The organism is Aureimonas altamirensis, assembly GCF_023702225.1.
GTDB classification, from domain to species: domain Bacteria; phylum Pseudomonadota; class Alphaproteobacteria; order Rhizobiales; family Rhizobiaceae; genus Aureimonas; species Aureimonas altamirensis_B.
The window spans coordinates 147,797-163,983 of the sequence record NZ_JAMQCO010000008.1 but is presented as its reverse complement, the minus strand read 5'-3'; the positions used below and the strand labels follow the sequence as shown (position 1 = coordinate 163,983).

Below are 16,187 nucleotides of genomic sequence, written 5' to 3'. Positions count from 1 at the left end.
TATTGCATCATGATGCTCTGGCTTCGGGAGGGCGCCATGATCTTCGAGCGTATCCAGACATCGGCCGAACAGTTGACCCGCTCGGAGCAGAAGCTCATTCGAGAGCTGCTCGCCCGTCCGCGCGATGTCGCCCTCGGCACGGCGGGAGAGCTTGCACGACGGATCGGCGTCCACGAAGCGACCGTGTCGCGACTTGCGCGCAAACTCGGCTTTGAAAATTACGCCCACTTCCGGGACGCCATCCGGCAGGAATTCATAGTCAAGACCGACCCGGCGACGCGCGTGCGCAATACGCTTGCCGCCACTGCGCACGGATCGATCCTCGGGGATCTCGTCGCGCAGGAGGCGCAAGCCCTGACATCGATAACGGACTGCGTTTCCGATGCGGCGATAGAGGGCGCTGCCGCGGCGCTCGAAGCAGCCCGCAAGGTCTTTATCTTCGCGCGCGGCAACGCGGAGGCTTTGGCCGTCCTGGCCGACCGGCGGCTGCGCCGGATCGGGGTCGATACGGTGGTCCTCTCCGGCGACGCGAGAGACCTTGCCGAGCGCCTCGCCGCGATGGAAAAGCCCGACGCGCTGATCGGCTTCGCCTTCCGCCGTACGCCCCGGCACTGGAGCAAGGTCGTGGGCCATGCTGCGGATATCGGGGCGGTGGCGGTGACGATTTCCGACACGTTGGGGCCTTCGCTGCTGCCGCGCGGCGATCATCTGCTCTTCGCGCCCAGATCCGGTTCGGAGGAGGCGTTCCAGACGCTTCTCGTGCCGATGACGATCACCAACGCGCTCATTCTCCAGATGGCCCGGTCCGACGAACGGCGGTCGATGGAGCGGCTCGAGCGGGTCGGCACCCTGTTGGCGCGTTTCGATACACGCTGAACCGGTCGCACTGCCGCCAAGGCGATGCGCGCCGCGATGGTGCAAAATAAATTGCATGTCATCAGATCGTTGCAAGTAAATGCGCATAAAGGCCGACCCCAAGATCGGCATTCATTGGAGGAATCGATGAAGAGAACCGCATTGTCCCTCGCGGCACTGGCCGCGGCCGCCGCCTGCACGCCGGCCTTGGCGCAGGACCTGGATACCGCAAGCCCGGAGCAGCTCCTGGAAGCCGCGCGCAAGGAAGGCCAGGTGACCGTCTACGCCTTCACGAGCCGCATCGCACGGGTGGAGAAGGCATTCGAGGAAGCCTATCCGGGTATCGACATGATCTCGAACGACATGTCGTCGACCGAGCAGATCACACGCCTCAAGACGGAAGCCGCCGCCGGCATCGCGAATGCCGACGTGATCTATATCTCCGATACGCCGGTCGTTCTGTCGGAACTGGTCGGCTCCGGTATCGTGCAACGCTATGTGCCGCCGCGCATCGCAGGGCGGCTGGACGAGGCGTTCAAGCAGCCTCTCCTTGCCCAGCGGCTGTCGACCAAGCTTCTCATGTACAATGAGGATGCAAATCCGGACGGCGCGCCCATCGATAATCTCTGGCAACTGACGACGGAAGACTGGCGGGGCCGCGTCGTGATGGTCGATCCGCTGCAACGCGGCGACTATCTCGACCTGATGACCGAGTTCGTCCTTCGGGGCGAGGCGATGGCGAAGGCTTATGAGGCGCAGTTCGGCCGGCAGATCGAACTCGCCGATGGGTTCGACAATGCCGGCGAGCAGTTCATAGCCGATCTTTTCGCCAACGACCTTATCCTCGTGGGCTCCACCGACGACGTAAACGCCGCCGTGGGGCGCAAGGGCCAGGAGAACCCGCCTGTCGGCTTTACCTCCTACTCCGATCGGCGCGACAACGAGGAGGAGGGGCGTGCGCTCCAGATCGCCAATGCGGTCGAACCGTCGAACGGCATCGTCTTCCCTGCGGTTCTGGCCATCAATACGAAGACGCGGCACCCGGCCGCCGCCCGGCTGGCCATCGATTTCATGATGGGCGACGACAGCCCGACAGGCGGAGAGGCCTTCGCGCCCTTCTATGTCGCCGGGGATTATGCGACACGCAACGACATCGGCAATCACCCGGACGCGGTGCCGCTGCAGGAGTTGACATCGTGGCGTATCGACCCCGCACGGACGGCCGAAATCCGGCAGGATGTCGCCGACCTCGTCCTGTCGCTCCAGTAGATGTCGGCCCTTCCCATGACAGGACGGGGGCGCCGGTTGGCCGCAGGGCCGGGCCTGCCGGCGAAGCTCGCCGTCCTGCTGCTTCTCGGCGTGCTCATCGCCGCGCCGCTGTTCACCATCCTTGCCGAAACCCTCCGCCCCGATACGCTCGTCGCGTGGAGGGACGTCCTTGCGAGCCGATTGTCGCGCAACCTGTTCTGGCTGCCCCTGGCGAACACGCTGACGCTCGGTTTCGGCGTCGCCGCCGGCTGTGTGGTCATCGGCGGGTTCCTGGCCTGGCTCGTCGTCATGACCGACATGCCATGCCGCCGCACCATCGGCCTCATGGCCACGCTGCCCTTCATGATTCCCAGCTTCGCCACGGCGCTGGCCTGGGGATCGCTGTTCCGCAATGCGCGGGTGGGCGGGGATGTCGGGTTTCTGGCCGGTCTCGGGCTCGATGTGCCGGACTGGCTCGCCTGGGGCATCGTGCCCACGATGATCGTCATGATCGCGCATTACTACTCGCTTGCCTTCACGGTCATCGCGGCGGCCCTGGCGACCGTGAACTCCGACCTCGTCGAGGCGGCGCAACTGGCCGGGGCGCGGCGCAGGCGCATTCTGTTCGGTATCGTCCTGCCCATCGCGCTTCCGGCCGTCGTGGCGGGCGCCTCGCTGACGTTTGCCGGCGCCGTATCTAATTTCGCCGCACCCGCCCTGCTGGGGCTGCCCGTCCGGATGCAGACGCTGGCGACCCGGCTGTTCGGCATGATCGAGATCGGCCAGACAGCCCGTGGCTACGTCATCGCGGTGATGCTGATCGCCGTCTCCGCGGCCTTTCTCTGGCTCGGCAACCGGGTCATCTCGGGCCGCCGCTCCTTTGCCACGGTGACGGGCAAGGGCGGTCGTTCGAAGCGGCTGCCGCTGGGTGGCGCGCGCCTGCCGCTGTGCGGCGTCGCGTTCGCCATCTGCCTCGCGACGACGATCGTCCCGGTCGTCATCCTCGTCGCGTCCAGCCTCGCGCCGGCGTCATCGGCGCTGTTCTCCAACTGGACGCTGCATTACTGGACGGGGCAATCGGCAGCCACCATCGCCCAGGGGCAACCGGGCATCCGGCATAATCCCGCCATTCTTTTGTCAAGTGCCGTAACCATCGGTCTCGGTGTCGTCGTCGCCTTCACGGCGAGCGCTGTCGGCCTTCTCGTCGCCCATGTGCTCGCCCGATACCGAAACGGCCCCCTCGTCGCCATCATAAACCAGCTCGGGTTCCTGCCGCTTCTGGTGCCGGGAATCGCCTTCGGCGCTGCCTACATCGCATTGTTCGGCGCGCCGATCGGGCCGTTTCCGGCGCTGTACGGCAGTTTCGCCATGCTGGTGCTGGCGGCGACGGCCTACCTCGTTCCGTTCGCCGTGCAGACGGGGCGTGCGGTGATCGCGCAGGTGTCGGGCGACCTCGACGAAAGCGCGCGCCTGACCGGCGCCGGCTTCGTGCGCCGGCTCTTCGCCATCACCGTTCCGCTGGCTGTCCGCGGCATTTCGGCGGGCGCGCTGATCGTCTTCGTGAAGATCATCCGCGACTTGTCTCTGGTGGTGCTTCTGTTCACGCCGACCACGCCGCTCCTGTCCGTTCTGGCCTACCGCTATGCCTCCGAAGGGTTCACCCAGTTCGCCAATGCCATCACGGTGGTGATCCTGGTCATTTCCATTGCCGCGACGCTGCTTGCGAACCGCCTCCAGAAGAAATCCCAGCCCTGGCTGAAGGACTAGCCATGCTTCGTATCCGAAACCTGACGAAACGATTCAACGGAGTCTTCGCCGTCGACGGCGTCTCGCTGGAGGTGCCGGACGGCGCCTTCCTGGTGCTGGTTGGTCCTTCGGGCTGCGGCAAGTCCACGATGCTGCGCATGTTGGCAGGGCTGGAGACGCCGAGTGCCGGCACGATCGAATTCGACGGGCGCGTCGTATCCGACGGGGACAAGGGCTGGGTCATCGATCCGGCGGCGCGCAATGCCGGGCTCGTCTTCCAGTCCTACGCCCTGTGGCCTCATATGACGGTGCGCGGCAATGTGGACTGGCCGCTCAAGGTCGCCGGCCTGTCGCGCGCCGAGCGCCGGGCACGCGCGGACGAAGTCCTCGACCTGATGGGCATCGGGCACCTGTCCGAGCGCTTCCCCAACGAGATTTCCGGCGGCCAGCAGCAACGTGTGGCCATCGCCCGCGTCATCGCACCCAGGCCGGGCATCCTGTTGTTCGACGAGCCCTTGTCGAACCTCGATGCCAAGCTGCGGGTGGAAATGCGCAGCGAGTTGCTGCGCATCCACCGTGCGACGGGGGCAACCTCGGTCTATGTCACGCACGACCAGGTGGAGGCGATGACCATGGCCAGCCACGTCGCCGTGATGAACGGCGGGCGGGTCGAGCAGTTCGGCCCGCCGGCAGAGCTTGTACTGTCCCCCGACACGGCGTTCGTCGCGACGTTCGTCGGTACGCCGCCCGCCAATCTGGTGCCTGCCAGGGCGCTGCCGGAAGGCCATCCGCTCTCCGCCCAGGCGGACGACCGCTTCTTCATGTTCCGGCCGGAAGACCTTTCCGTGACGGCGGAGGCCGGTCGCTCCACGATCGGCCTCGACTATGCCGAAGCCAGTCCGATGGCCGGCCGCACGATGATAACCGGAATCTCGAAGGACATGCGGCTGACGGCCGTCGTGGACCGCGCACCGGCCTTTGCCGTGGGCCAGAGCGTCCATTTCCACATACCCGAGCGGGCGGCCGCATGCTTTTCCAGCGACGGAGCCCGTCTGACATGAAACGCATTCTTCTGGTGCGACATGGAGAGTCCCAGTCCAATGCCGTTCGACGCCTGGCCGGGCAGGCCGACATCGACTTGTCCGAACGGGGCCGAGCGCAGGCGCGGGCGCTGGCCGGCACGATCGCCGCGCTGGCGCCCGAACGCGCGGCGACGTCCGATCTCGTTCGTTGCCGGGCCACGGCCGAGCTTCTGGGCTATGGCGATGCCGAGCAGCGCCGCGACCTGCGCGAGAACGATCTCGGAGATTGGACTGGCCAGCCCATCGCCGACCTCGTGGCAGCCGATGCGGCGGCCTATCACGGCTGGCGAGCAGGCACGCATACGCCGCCCGGCGGTGAAAGCTGGAGCGACTTCCGGGCCCGTACCAGCCGGGCCGTCCTCGGCCTGGTAGGGGAAACGCGGTCCACGCTTCTCGTGGTCGCGCATGGCGGCGTCGTGCGCACGCTGCTGGAAAGCTTCCTGGGACTGACACCGAAACGGATCATCCCTGTCGGCCCGGCCAGCCTGACGATCCTGTGTCAGCGCGCGCCAGGCGACATGCGGCTGGAGCTCTTCAATTACGCCCCGGCCGGTCCCGTTCTCGATGCTCCGGATTGAGGCGCTCCCTGTCCAGCAGGGCGCGCTTGCGCTCGACTCCCCAGCGATAGCCGGAGAGGTCGCCATTGCCGCGCACCACGCGGTGGCATGGTATGGCCACAGCGATGCCGTTGCCGGCGCAGGCGCGCGCCACGGCCCGGGCCGCTCCGGGGCGGCCGATCCGCTCGGCAAGCCCGGCATAGCTGACCGTCTGCCCTGCGGGAATCTGCATCAGGGACTGCCAGACGCGTTCCTGGAAGGCCGTGCCCCTGATATCCAGCGGCAGGTCGGCACTGGTCGCGCCGGGCGCGTCCACAAGGGCGACGACACGCGTGACGAGATCTGCGAAGGACGCGTCTCCGGATGCCAGCTCCGCCCCGGGGAAACGCGCGACCAGCCGCTGCAGCAGCGTGGATTCGTCCCCGAACTCGATCATGCAGATGCCGCGCGCCGTAGCCGCCACAAGGACCGGGCCCAGGCTGGAGCCCGCCATGGCATGGACGATGCGCTCGCCCTTCGCGCCGCGCCGAAAGCTTCGTGGCGTCATGCCCAGCACATCGCCGTCGCCATAGGCGCGCGAACTGGCGCCGTAGCCGGCGGCGTAGATGGCATCCGTCACCGATGCGGCACCGGCAAGCCCGTCGCGCAGCCGCACCTTGCGGCGTGCCTTCGCATATTGCTTCGGCGTCAAACCGATCCGTTCCTTGAACAGGCGTTGGAAATGATAGGGGCTGTAGCCGGCTGCGGCGGACAGCTCGGCCAGCCGCGGCTCGGTCTCCGCGGCCTCGATACGCTGGCAGGCCGCCGCGAGGATATCGTCGAGGGCGGCGTCGGGCCTCAACTCGTTCGGTCGGCAGCGAAGGCAGGCCCGGAAGCCGGCCGCCTCGGCCGCCGACGGTCCGGCATGGAAGGACACGTTGTCGCGCCGCTTCGGGCGCGACGGGCAGGACGGGCGGCAATAGACGCCGGTGGTGCGGACGGCATAGACGAAGCGGCCGTCGAAGGCGGCGTCGCGCACCGTCACGGCCTGCCAGAAATGATCGTCGTCGCGTGACAACATGGCGGTCTCCTTGCGGGACACAGATAGCCCCTTCGGTCGGCAACTGCCATGGAGCATGCCGGGTCGGATCGCTTCCCGCATCCCGGTTCTTGCGGTCCTATCCGCGTTCGTCGGAGATCACCTTCCCGTCCCGCGGCAGCGTGCCGGGCGCAACCACCGTGACGGCGCCCTTGAGCTTCGTCACGTCTGCAAGCGTGTCGCGCAATGCGGCGTCGATGGCGGTATCCGCGCTTTCGGCGAGCAGAAGCATCTCGTCCCGTTCGTCGGCGCGGGTCACCACCAGACGCAGACGCTTCAATCCGGGATGTCGCCGGCCGATCTCGGCGATCTGCTCGGGCCGCACGAACATGCCGCGAACCTTGGTCGCCTGGTCCGCACGGCCCATCCAGCCGCGGATGCGCCGGTTGGTCCGGCCGTCGACCACAGGTTCCGTCATGAAGGCGGACAGGTCGCCGGTGGCGAAGCGAAACAGCGGGTAGTCGGCGTTCAGCCGCGTGACCACCAGTTCGCCCACTTCGCCGTCGGGCAGCGGCTCGCCGGTGCCGGGCGCGACGATCTCCACGATCACCTCCTCGCCGACCACCATGCCGTCTTCGGGTGCGCCCGTCTCGTGCGCGACGATGCCGAGGTCCGCCGTGCCGAAGGCCTGTCGAACCGTCAGCCCATGGCCTTCCAGCGTGGCGCGCAGCGACGGCGGCAAGGCGGCGCCGGACACCAGAGCGCGGGTCAGGAAGCGGATGTCCCTTCCCGTTTCCCCGGCCTTGTCGATCAGGAACTTCAGGAAATCCGGCGTGCCGCAATAGGCCGTCGGGCGAAACCGCGCCATGGCGTCCAACTGGCCCTCGGTGCCGCCCGTGCCTGCCGGAATGACGGCGCATCCCAGCGCATGGGCGCCGCTTTCGAACAGGGTTCCAGCCGGCGTCAGGTGGTACGAGAACGCGTTATGGACAACGTCGCCGGGCTTGAGGCCCAATGCGTGGAAAGCCCGCGCCGCGCCCCACCAGTCCGGTCCCGAACCTTCGGGATCGGCTATCGGGCCGGGCGACAGATACAGCCTTGCAAGGCGTCCGGGCATCGACAGGGTCAACCCGCCGAAGGGCGGATCGTCCTGTTGCAGCGCCGGCAGGTCGGATTTGCGCAGCAAGGGAAGGTGCGCAAGATCCTGCGGCCCGGCGATGCCGTCCACGTCGATGCCGGCAAGCCGCCGGCGCCAGCCGGGCGCCTCGGCCGACGCGCGCGACAGCAGCGCGCGCAGGTGCAGGAACTGCTCGGCCTGCCGGATCTCCGGCCGGCGTCGTTCCAGCTCGGGGTCGAAACGCCACATCAGCCCACCCTCATGCCAGCCAGCGCTTGCGGCGCCGGTAATGCTTGACGTTATGATAATCCACCTTGCCGTGCCCGCCGAGATAGAATTCCTGCACATCCGGGTTGGAGCGCAGCGCGTCGGCGCTGCCATCCATCACGACATGGCCGTTCTCGATCAGATAGGCGTGGTCGACGATTTCCAGCGCGGCGGCGGCATTCTGTTCCACCAGAAGTACCGACAGCCCTTCCTCGCGGTTGATCTCGCGGATCATCGCGAAGATCTCCGATACCAGAAGCGGCGACAGGCCGAGGCTCGGCTCGTCCAGCATCAGAAGCTTCGGGCTGGTCATCAGGGCGCGGCCGATGGCCAGCATCTGCTGCTCGCCGCCCGACAGGTAGCCCGACTTCGACCGGGCGCGCTCCTTCAGGCGCGGGAAATAGGCATAGACGCGCTCGCGCAGTTCGTCGAGCCGCGCGCGCGACCCCGTCAGCGGATAGGCCGCGACCAGATTCTCGTCCGGCGTCAGGTGCCCGAAGATGCGCCGCCCTTCCAGGACGTGCACCAGCCCGGCCTCGACCCGCGCGGGCGGCCCGAGCGCCAGGAGGTTGCGATCGGCGAAGCGGATTTCGCCGCGCGTCACGGCGCCGCGTTCCGGCCCGAGAAGGCCGGAAACGGCTTTCAGCGTGGTGGATTTGCCCGCTCCGTTGGCGCCGAGCAGGGCGATCATCCCGCCCTCCTCGATGCTCATAGATACGCCCTTGATGGCCAGGAAGACCTTGTCGTAGACCACTTCGACGTTGGAGAGCGTCAGCAGCGCCATCGCTCAGCGCCCTTCGCGGAAGCCCGCCGCCCCTTCGTCGATCTCCTTCTGGACGATCTCCGGGTAGGCGTTGCCCCATTCGCCCACCGGCTCGAAGGCGGTTCCGTTCCATTGCGACACGCGGCCCATGCCGCCGCCCTGATGGTCCTGCGCGGTGATGGTGATGGGCGGCATCAGCCCTTCCGCGTCGAAGCTGGATATCTTCTGGAACCCGTCCTTGAGGCGCTCGCCCGTCAACGGCCCGTCCCCTTCGGCCATGGCGAGGCGCGCCGCCTCCACCGCCACCGCCATGGTGGCGACGCCGAGATTGTAATAGGAGGAACCGACCTTGGACGCGTCGCCCGCACCCTTTCCGGCGTCGACGACCTTTTCCTTGATACGCTGCAGGATCGGCGTATCCATGCCGGGCGCAACCGCCTCGAAACGCTTGACGCCCACCATCGTGTCCGCGCCGACGGTGTTGGCATCCGTTTCGGCAAGCCAGACGACCGACATGATGTTCTCCGGCGGAATGCCGTTGCGCACCGCCTCGCGGACCGAGACGGCCTGTCCGCCGCCGGCTCCCCAGATGATGGCGTAGTCCGGCCGGTAGCGGCGCACCTCCGTCCAGGTGGACGTCTGCTCGTTGCCGGGACTTGCATAGGCGAAGGTGCGCAGCTCGAAATTCTTCTCCGCCGCCAGATCCTGGAGCACGGGTATCGGCTCGCGTCCGAAGGGCGAGTCGATGTGCACGAGGGCGATCTTCTTGCCGTCCAGCCCGCCATTGTCCTCGATCCATTTGGCCAGGATCGCGGCCTGCGACCAGTAGGTGGCCATGACCGGGAAGACGTAGGGGAAGGTCTCTCCGTCGGAGGCGTCGCCGCGCCCGTGGACGGGCGTGATCATCACCACCTTGTCCTGCAATGCCGCGGGGACGATGGCGCGGGAGACCGGCGTCGACAGGAAGTCGAACAGGATCGCCCCTTCGTCGCGCGCGCGGTTGTAGGCTTCGATGCCGCGCTGCGGCTGGTTGCCCGTGTCACGCACGATGGCCTCGAAGGTGGTGCCGTCGATGCCGCCTTCCTCGTTGACGAGGGTCAGGTAGTCGCGCTGGCCCTGGTTGTATTCTCCGGTCACGAACGTGTAGACCGCCGTGAAATCCTGCAGCAGGCCGAACTTGACCGGCTCCTGTGCGGCGGCCGTGCCGGCCGAGAGCGCGACGGCGGTGAGCCCGGCCAGCAGACGTTTCCTCATGGACATGATTGCGGTTCCTCCCAGATACCGTTTTGTCGGCTAATGTTTCGCATGGCGGAATGGCCATACGAGCAGCGTGTTGCGGATGTTGTCGTAGATCTTGGCGAGGCCCAGCGGCTCGAAGACGAGAAAGCCGACGATGAGCGCGCCGTAGACCATCAGGGGCAGGTGGGCGAGCAGGTTGGCGGATACCTGCAGCCAGCCGGCTGCCGACAGCTCTGCCGCCAGATTGGTGAGGACGATGGGCAGCAGCAGCACGAAACCGGCGCCGAAGAAGGCGCCGATGACGCTGCCGAGCCCGCCGACCAGCACCATGGCGACGAGCTGGATGGAGATGTTGAAGCTGAATTGTTCCGGCGTGACGGCCCGATAGTAGCAGAACGCCAGGATGGCCCCGGAAACGCCGCCCAGGAACGACGAGGTGAAGAACGCGCCGAGCTTGGTGCGGAAAGGGTCGACGCCGATGACGGCGGCTGCGAAGTCCTTTTCGCGGATGGCGACGAGGGCGCGTCCGAAGGCGCTGCGCTGCACGTTGAGCAGGAACAGCGTCACGACCACCGTCCAGGCGAGCGCGGCGTAGTAGCGCGCGAAGGGCCCGTCGATGGGAATGAAGAACAGGCTGACCGAAGGCGTCTGCAGCGTCGCCTGGGCGCCGCCCGAAATCGCCGGCACGTTGATGATGACCCAGTCCACCAGATACTGCATGGCCAGCGTGGCCATGACGAGGTACAGCCCCTTCACCCGCAGCGCTGCGGCGCCGAAGATGCAGCCGATGACCGCCGAGACGAGGCCCGCGCCGATCAGCGCCAGCTCGAAGGGCACGCCCGCCCGCGTCAGGTGGATGGACGTATAGGCGCCGATGGCCATGACGGCGGCGAAGCCGAAATGGAGCTGCCCGGCAAATCCCATCAGCAGCGTCAGCGACAGGCTCGCCGCGCTCCAGATCAGCCAGGGCAGCACGTAGGAGCCGAGGTGGAGGCTGGACAGGAGGAAGGGGGCGGCGAGCGCCAGGGCCAGGATGGCCAGCACCTGCCAGCGGTCGGCGGGGACCGGCCAAAGCCGCATCGCCGACCTGTAGCTGGTGTGGTGGACGCCTGCGAGGCGGTAGAACATGGGCTCAGATCCTCTCGATGTTCTCGCGGCCGAAGATGCCGTACGGCCGGATCATGATGGTCAGGAGGATGACGAGCGAGGTGACGACATCGCGCGTGCCGCCACCCAACGCGCTGTCGAGATAGCCCGGAATGACCGAGCCGAGGATGCCCACCACGAGCCCGCCCACGAGGACGCCCCAGATGGAGTCGATCCCGCCCAGGATAACCACCGCGATCGCCGGGAACAGCAATGCCGAAAGGGTCCAGTCGACGCTCTGGACCGAGCCCCACAACACGCCGGCGGCGACGGCCGACACGCCGGCCAGCCCCCACGAGACGCCGATGGCCCGTTCGACGGATATGCCCACCGCCCAGGACGACACATGGTCGTCCGAGACGGCGCGCAACTTGGTGCCGAGGCGGGTGCGGAAGAACAGGAGCGAGGCCGCCACCATGACCAGCGCCACCGCGCCGCCGATCAGGTAGGCGCGGTTGATGAAGACGTCGCCGATGATGACGGGCGCAAGGCCGATGCCGATATCCAGCGATTTCGGCCCGGCGCCGAGAAGGCCGGGGCCGAAGCCCCGCAGGAAGATCTCGAGCCCCAGCGTCAGCATGACGACCATGATGATGGGCTGGCCGACCATGCGCCGCAGGAGCAGGCGCTCGACGGCAAGGCCGAGGGCGAACATGATGATGGCGGCCAGCGCGATGGCGGCGAACAGGGGAAGGCCCGCGCCGACGAGCAGCCAGACGGCATAGGCGGCCGTCATGACGATGGCGCCCTGCGCCAGATTCGGCACGCCGGCCGATTTGTAGATGAGCACGATGCCGAGCGCGACGAGGCTGTACATCAGGCCCGTCAGGGCGCCATTGACGAGCAGTTCGACGAAATACTCCATCAGGCGCTCTCCCGGTCGTCCACGCCAACCAGTGCAAGCCGGCGGCTGAGCGTGCCTTCCGCCCCCGTCTCGTATGTCACGCGCGCCTCGTACAGGATTTCGTCCCCGTCCTCGTAGAGCGCGGCGATTATGGGCGCGTAATGCGCATCGATGACGTTGCGTCGCAGCTTGCGCGTGCGCGTCACCTCGCCGTCGTCGGGATCGAACTCCTTGTGCAGGTTGACGAAGCGCCGGATCGCGAGCTTTTCGGGCAGGCGCTTGTTGACTGCGGCGATGACGCCGCGCACCAGCCTGGCGATCTCGGGCTTCTGCGACAGGTCGGCATAGGAGGTGTAGGCGATGCCGTGTTCCTGTGCGTAATGGCCCGCGGCGTCGAAATCGATGCTGACCAGCGCCGACAGATAGGGCTGCCCTTCGCCGATGATGCAGGCATCCTTGATGTACTGCGAGAACTTCATCCGGTTCTCGATATAGGTCGGGATGTATCGCTCTCCGTCGCCGGTATGGACGACTTCCGATACACGCCCGAGCACGACGAGCTGGCCGTCGGGCTCCACGTGCCCAGCGTCGCCGGTATGCAGCCAGCCGTCGCGGATGGCCTCCGCGCTGGCGCTCTCGTTCTGGTGGTAGCCGTCGAAGACGTTCTTGCCGCGCATCAGGATCTCGCCGTCATCGGCGATGCGGATCTCAACGCCGGGGAAGGGGCGGCCGACCGTATGCAGCTTGAGGTCGCCGGGCGACTGGGCGACGGCAAGCGCGCAATTCTCGGTCTGGCCGTAGAACTGCCGCAGGTTCAGCCCCAGCGCGCGGAAGAACAGGAAGACGTCCTCGCCAATGGCCTCGCCCGCCGTGTAGGGGCGCTTCACGCGTGACAGGCCGAGCTGGTCCAGCAGCGGCGCGAAGACGAGGACACGACCCAGCCACCAGTGCAGGCGGGCTCCGATACCGGGTTGCCGGCCGTCGAGCCGCTTGCGCTCGGTGGCGACGGCAAGGCCGGTGAAATGATCGAACAAAGCGCGTTTCAGCTTCGTGGATTCCTGCATGCCGACCTGGATGCGCGTCAGCATGGCGGACCAGGCGCGCGGCGACGAAAAGTAGATGGTCGGCGCGATCTCGCGCAGATCGTGCAGGGCGGTTTCCTGCCTTTCGGGTATGGCGACCCTGAAGCGCAGCGCCAACGCAGCGCCGATGGAGAAGATGAAATCGCCCACCCAGGCCATCGGAAGATAGGCCATGTGGACTTCGCCTTCCCCGAAATAGCCGGCGCCGGCCGCGTTGCGCACGCCGCTGAGAACATGGGAATGGCGCAGGGGAACGCCTTTCGGCACGCCCGTCGTGCCCGAAGAGTGCAGCAGGACAGCGATGTCGTCGGCCCGCGGGCGGGCCACCAGCGCGTTCCGCAGGCCGGCTTCCGCGCCGAGCCGGTGGGCTCCTTGCTCCACCAGCGTTGCCAGCGCGACGACGCCGGCGGGCTCGCGCCCCTTCAGGCCGCGCGGATCGTCATAGGCGATCAGCGTCAGGGCAGGGTTGGCCTGCCGGACCTGCATGAGCTTGTCGACCTGCTCCTGGTCTTCGGCGACGGCGACGGTTATGCCCTCGCGCCCGACCTGGCCGGAAAGCTCGTCGGCATTCACGTCGGAATAGGCGGGGGAGGGGATGGCGCGCAGGGCGATCAGCGCCAGCATGGCGGCATACAGGGCACGGCGGTTGTCGCCGATGACGAGCACGATGTCGCCGGCCTTCACGCCCGCCGCCTCGAAGCCGGCGGCCAGCGACAGCACATGGTCGCAGTAGGCGCGCCACGTCCATTCCTGCCATATGCCCCTGTCGCGCTCCATCAGCGCGATCTCTTCTCCATGGCGGTCCGCATTCCGTGCAAGAAGGGCGATGAGGTGATCGGAGGGGTCGGATTCATGCGGCATCGCGCAGCCCTCCGATATACGCGGCCACCACGGCCGGGTCGCTCATCGCCTCGCGGGACGGGCCTTCGGCGATCTTGGCGCCGTTGTTCAGCACCGCTACGCGGTCGCAGATGGCCGTGACGACATCCAGATGATGCTCGATCAGGAGGACGGTCAGCCCCAGCTCGTCGCGCGCGTCGAGGATGAAGCGGACCATGTATTCCTTTTCCTCCTGGTTCATGCCGGCCATCGGTTCATCCAGCACCAGGAAGCGCGGTTCCGCCGCCAGCGCGCGCGCTAGCTCCACCCGCTTCTGCAAGCCGAGCGGGATCGTGTCCACATGCTCGTCGCGTACGCTCTCGAGCTGCAGGAGGTCGATGATATCCTCGACCTTGCGGCGGTTGGCGATCTCGGCCGGCTGCGCCGCGAAGGGATAGAACAGCGCCGAAAGGGCGCTCGGCCGCATGAAGATGTGCCGGCCCATGAGGATATTGTCGACGACGCTCATGCCGCGGAACAGCGCCACGTTCTGGAAGGTGCGGGCGACGCCCGCCCGCGCGATCCGGTGCGGACGCATTCCGGTGATCTCTCTGCCGGACAGGCGGATCGCGCCTTTCTGCGGTGGGTAGAAGCCCGTGACGGCGTTGACGAGAGTGGTCTTGCCCGAGCCGTTCGGTCCGACGAGGCCGAAGATCTCGCCCGGCGCGATCGACAGGCTCACCTCGCGCAGGGCATGCAGTCCGCCGAACCAGCGGCTGACGCCCTCGCAGTCCAGTGCGGCCACAGGGCCGTTCCCGATGCTCAATCCATCCCTCCCGTTTCGCCCGGCCGTGACTCGTCTTCGCGCGCCTTCGGCCATCCGTTTCCCGATACGTCTAGCTTGCCTGCAGCCTGGCCTCCCGGCTGACGTCGGCGATGGCCGCAGCGCTGGACCGGCGTTCCAATCCGTCCAGCAGCAGTTTCAGATGCATATCCACGATGGCGTCCTGCGACAGCCGCCCGTCCGGGCGATACCAGTTGCAGACGCCGGTCAGCATGGCGATGAGCGCATAGGCGGTCACGCGCGCATCCTCTACGCGCAACGTGCCGTCGGCTTCACCGGCCTGCAGGATTTCGACCAGATGCGCCTCATAGCGGCGGCGAAGCGCGATTACGGTTCCGCGGTTTGCCGGTTCCAGGCTGCGCAATTCCGAGTTGATGACGAACACTTCCACCCGTCGCGTCAGATGGTAGCGCAAGTGAAAATCGGCGAAGGCCAGCAGGCGATCACGACCGCTCCGGCAGCGATGCGCCTCCAGCACCGGCTGCAGACCGTCGATCAGGTCCTTCATGTGGCCGAGCAGAAGTTCCACCAGCAGGGCCTGCTTGGTGGAGATATGATTGTAGATGGAAGAGAGGCCTATGCCGACCTCCTGCGCCAGGTCGCGCATGGATACGGCGGCGTAGCCCTTTTCGTGGATCAGGGCGAGGCCGGCGCGCCGTATGGCGTCGGCGGTATGCTCTCCCTGTCCGATGGCGCGCTTGCGCAGGCTGCTGGGCACGATGACGTCTCCCGAGTGACCATACGAACGATCATTCGTTTTACCCCGCATGTCAACATGGAGTTGTGCTAGCCGGAGGCATTTCTATCCAGAAACGCGCCGATCCTTTGGCGGGCCTGCGGGCTTTCCCAGGCGTCGGCAAGCGCTTCCGCCGTGCGGCTCAGCGTATCGCCATCGATTCGCGCGCCGAGCGAGCGCACCAGCGCCTTGGCGCGTGCAACGGCGCCGGGCTCGGTCGCGGCATAGGCGGCGGTCTCGGCCATGACCGCGTCGTCCAGTGTCCCGGGCTCGGCCGTCGCCGCGACGAGGCCGAGCGTAACCGCTTCGGCAGGGCCGAAAGGGCGCGCCGAAAAGAAGACACGACGGGCGGCCGCTTCCCCCATGCGGGCCATCACGAAGGGGCCGATCGTCGCGGGGATGATGCCGAGCCGTGTTTCGGTAAAGGCGAATTTCGCGGTCGTCGCCGCAATGGCTGCGTCGCAGACGGCCATCAATCCGAGCCCGCCGCCATAGGCCGGCCCGTTGATCCGCCCGATCAGCGGCTTCGGCAGCCGGTTGAGTCCATCCAGCATGGATGCCAGCGCGGACGCCTCGGCGATCCGCTCGGGCCGTGTGGCATCGAACTGCATGCGCATCCAGTTCAGGTCCGCGCCGGCGCAGAAGCTGCGGCCCGAGCCCGTCAGCACGACCGCACGGATGGCATCGTCATCGGCGATCCGCCGGGTCGCTTGCGCAAGCTCGGCGATCATCGCCGCGTTCAGCGCATTATGCTTGTCGGGCCGGTTCAGCGTCAGCGTCGCGATGCCGCCAACATCGACGGCAAGCGTCAGGTGATCCATATG

At 67.0% G+C, this 16,187-nt stretch carries 15 protein-coding genes; 5 read left to right on the top strand and 10 right to left on the bottom strand.

What is annotated here, in order from left to right:
* The first annotated feature begins 36 nt into the window (after window positions 1–36).
* The 5 genes from NDN16_RS14675 (at window position 37) to NDN16_RS14655 (ending at window position 5,509) form a co-directional block, all read left to right on the top strand.
* The gene (locus tag NDN16_RS14675) at window positions 37–876 is read left to right on the top strand and encodes a MurR/RpiR family transcriptional regulator (RefSeq protein ID WP_251114214.1); all 840 of its coding nucleotides are present in this window, start codon (window positions 37–39) and stop codon (window positions 874–876) included.
* Window positions 877–1,002: 126 nt separating this feature from the next.
* Window positions 1,003–2,124 carry an ABC transporter substrate-binding protein gene (locus NDN16_RS14670; protein WP_251114213.1) on the top strand — a complete coding sequence of 374 codons (1,122 nt, stop codon included), beginning with the start codon at window positions 1,003–1,005 and terminating at the stop codon, window positions 2,122–2,124.
* 15 nt (window positions 2,125–2,139) lie between these two features.
* Window positions 2,140–3,870, top strand: a complete 1,731-nt coding sequence (locus NDN16_RS14665; protein ID WP_251114212.1) for an ABC transporter permease — start codon at window positions 2,140–2,142, stop codon at window positions 3,868–3,870.
* Window positions 3,871–3,872: 2 nt separating this feature from the next.
* Entirely contained in the window at window positions 3,873–4,910 is a 1,038-nt protein-coding gene (locus tag NDN16_RS14660; RefSeq protein WP_251114211.1) for an ABC transporter ATP-binding protein, read from the top strand.
* Window positions 4,907–5,509 carry a histidine phosphatase family protein gene (locus NDN16_RS14655; protein ID WP_251114210.1) on the top strand — a complete coding sequence of 201 codons (603 nt, stop codon included), beginning with the start codon at window positions 4,907–4,909 and terminating at the stop codon, window positions 5,507–5,509. Before NDN16_RS14660 ends, NDN16_RS14655 begins: the two co-directional genes overlap by 4 nt.
* Here NDN16_RS14655 and ada read toward each other — a convergent pair.
* The 10 genes from ada to NDN16_RS14605 all read right to left on the bottom strand — a co-directional run bounded on the left by ada (window position 5,466) and on the right by NDN16_RS14605 (window position 16,184).
* Window positions 5,466–6,548: a bifunctional DNA-binding transcriptional regulator/O6-methylguanine-DNA methyltransferase Ada gene (ada, locus tag NDN16_RS14650; protein ID WP_251114209.1), complete on the bottom strand. Its 1,083-nt coding sequence runs from the start codon at window positions 6,546–6,548 to the stop codon at window positions 5,466–5,468. The genes NDN16_RS14655 and ada overlap by 44 nt on opposite strands.
* Window positions 6,549–6,645: 97 nt before the next feature.
* A complete protein-coding gene (locus NDN16_RS14645) occupies window positions 6,646–7,872 on the bottom strand; it encodes a phenylacetate--CoA ligase family protein (RefSeq protein ID WP_251114208.1) in 1,227 nt (408 codons plus the stop codon).
* Between the two features lie 10 nt (window positions 7,873–7,882).
* Complete coding sequence (locus NDN16_RS14640; RefSeq protein WP_251114207.1) at window positions 7,883–8,674, bottom strand: ABC transporter ATP-binding protein; 792 nt, start codon at window positions 8,672–8,674, stop codon at window positions 7,883–7,885.
* A gap of 3 nt (window positions 8,675–8,677) precedes the next feature.
* A complete protein-coding gene (locus tag NDN16_RS14635; RefSeq protein WP_251114206.1) occupies window positions 8,678–9,913 on the bottom strand; it encodes an ABC transporter substrate-binding protein in 1,236 nt (411 codons plus the stop codon).
* A 33-nt stretch (window positions 9,914–9,946) separates the two neighbouring features.
* Window positions 9,947–11,020 (bottom strand): branched-chain amino acid ABC transporter permease, encoded by a 1,074-nt coding sequence (locus NDN16_RS14630; protein WP_251114205.1) that lies wholly within the window; start codon window positions 11,018–11,020, stop codon window positions 9,947–9,949.
* 4 nt (window positions 11,021–11,024) lie between these two features.
* A complete protein-coding gene (locus NDN16_RS14625) occupies window positions 11,025–11,903 on the bottom strand; it encodes a branched-chain amino acid ABC transporter permease (protein WP_251114204.1) in 879 nt (292 codons plus the stop codon).
* Window positions 11,903–13,825 carry an AMP-dependent synthetase/ligase gene (locus NDN16_RS14620; RefSeq protein ID WP_251114203.1) on the bottom strand — a complete coding sequence of 641 codons (1,923 nt, stop codon included), beginning with the start codon at window positions 13,823–13,825 and terminating at the stop codon, window positions 11,903–11,905. The genes NDN16_RS14625 and NDN16_RS14620 overlap by 1 nt, the downstream gene beginning before the upstream one ends.
* Window positions 13,815–14,609 (bottom strand): ABC transporter ATP-binding protein, encoded by a 795-nt coding sequence (locus tag NDN16_RS14615; RefSeq protein WP_251114202.1) that lies wholly within the window; start codon window positions 14,607–14,609, stop codon window positions 13,815–13,817. Before NDN16_RS14615 ends, NDN16_RS14620 begins: the two co-directional genes overlap by 11 nt.
* 70 nt (window positions 14,610–14,679) lie before the next feature.
* Entirely contained in the window at window positions 14,680–15,345 is a 666-nt protein-coding gene (locus NDN16_RS14610) for a TetR/AcrR family transcriptional regulator (RefSeq protein WP_251114201.1), read from the bottom strand.
* 68 nt (window positions 15,346–15,413) lie between these two features.
* On the bottom strand, window positions 15,414–16,184 hold the full coding sequence (locus NDN16_RS14605; protein ID WP_251114200.1) for a crotonase/enoyl-CoA hydratase family protein: 771 nt from the start codon (window positions 16,182–16,184) through the stop codon (window positions 15,414–15,416).
* Window positions 16,185–16,187: the final 3 nt, after the last annotated feature.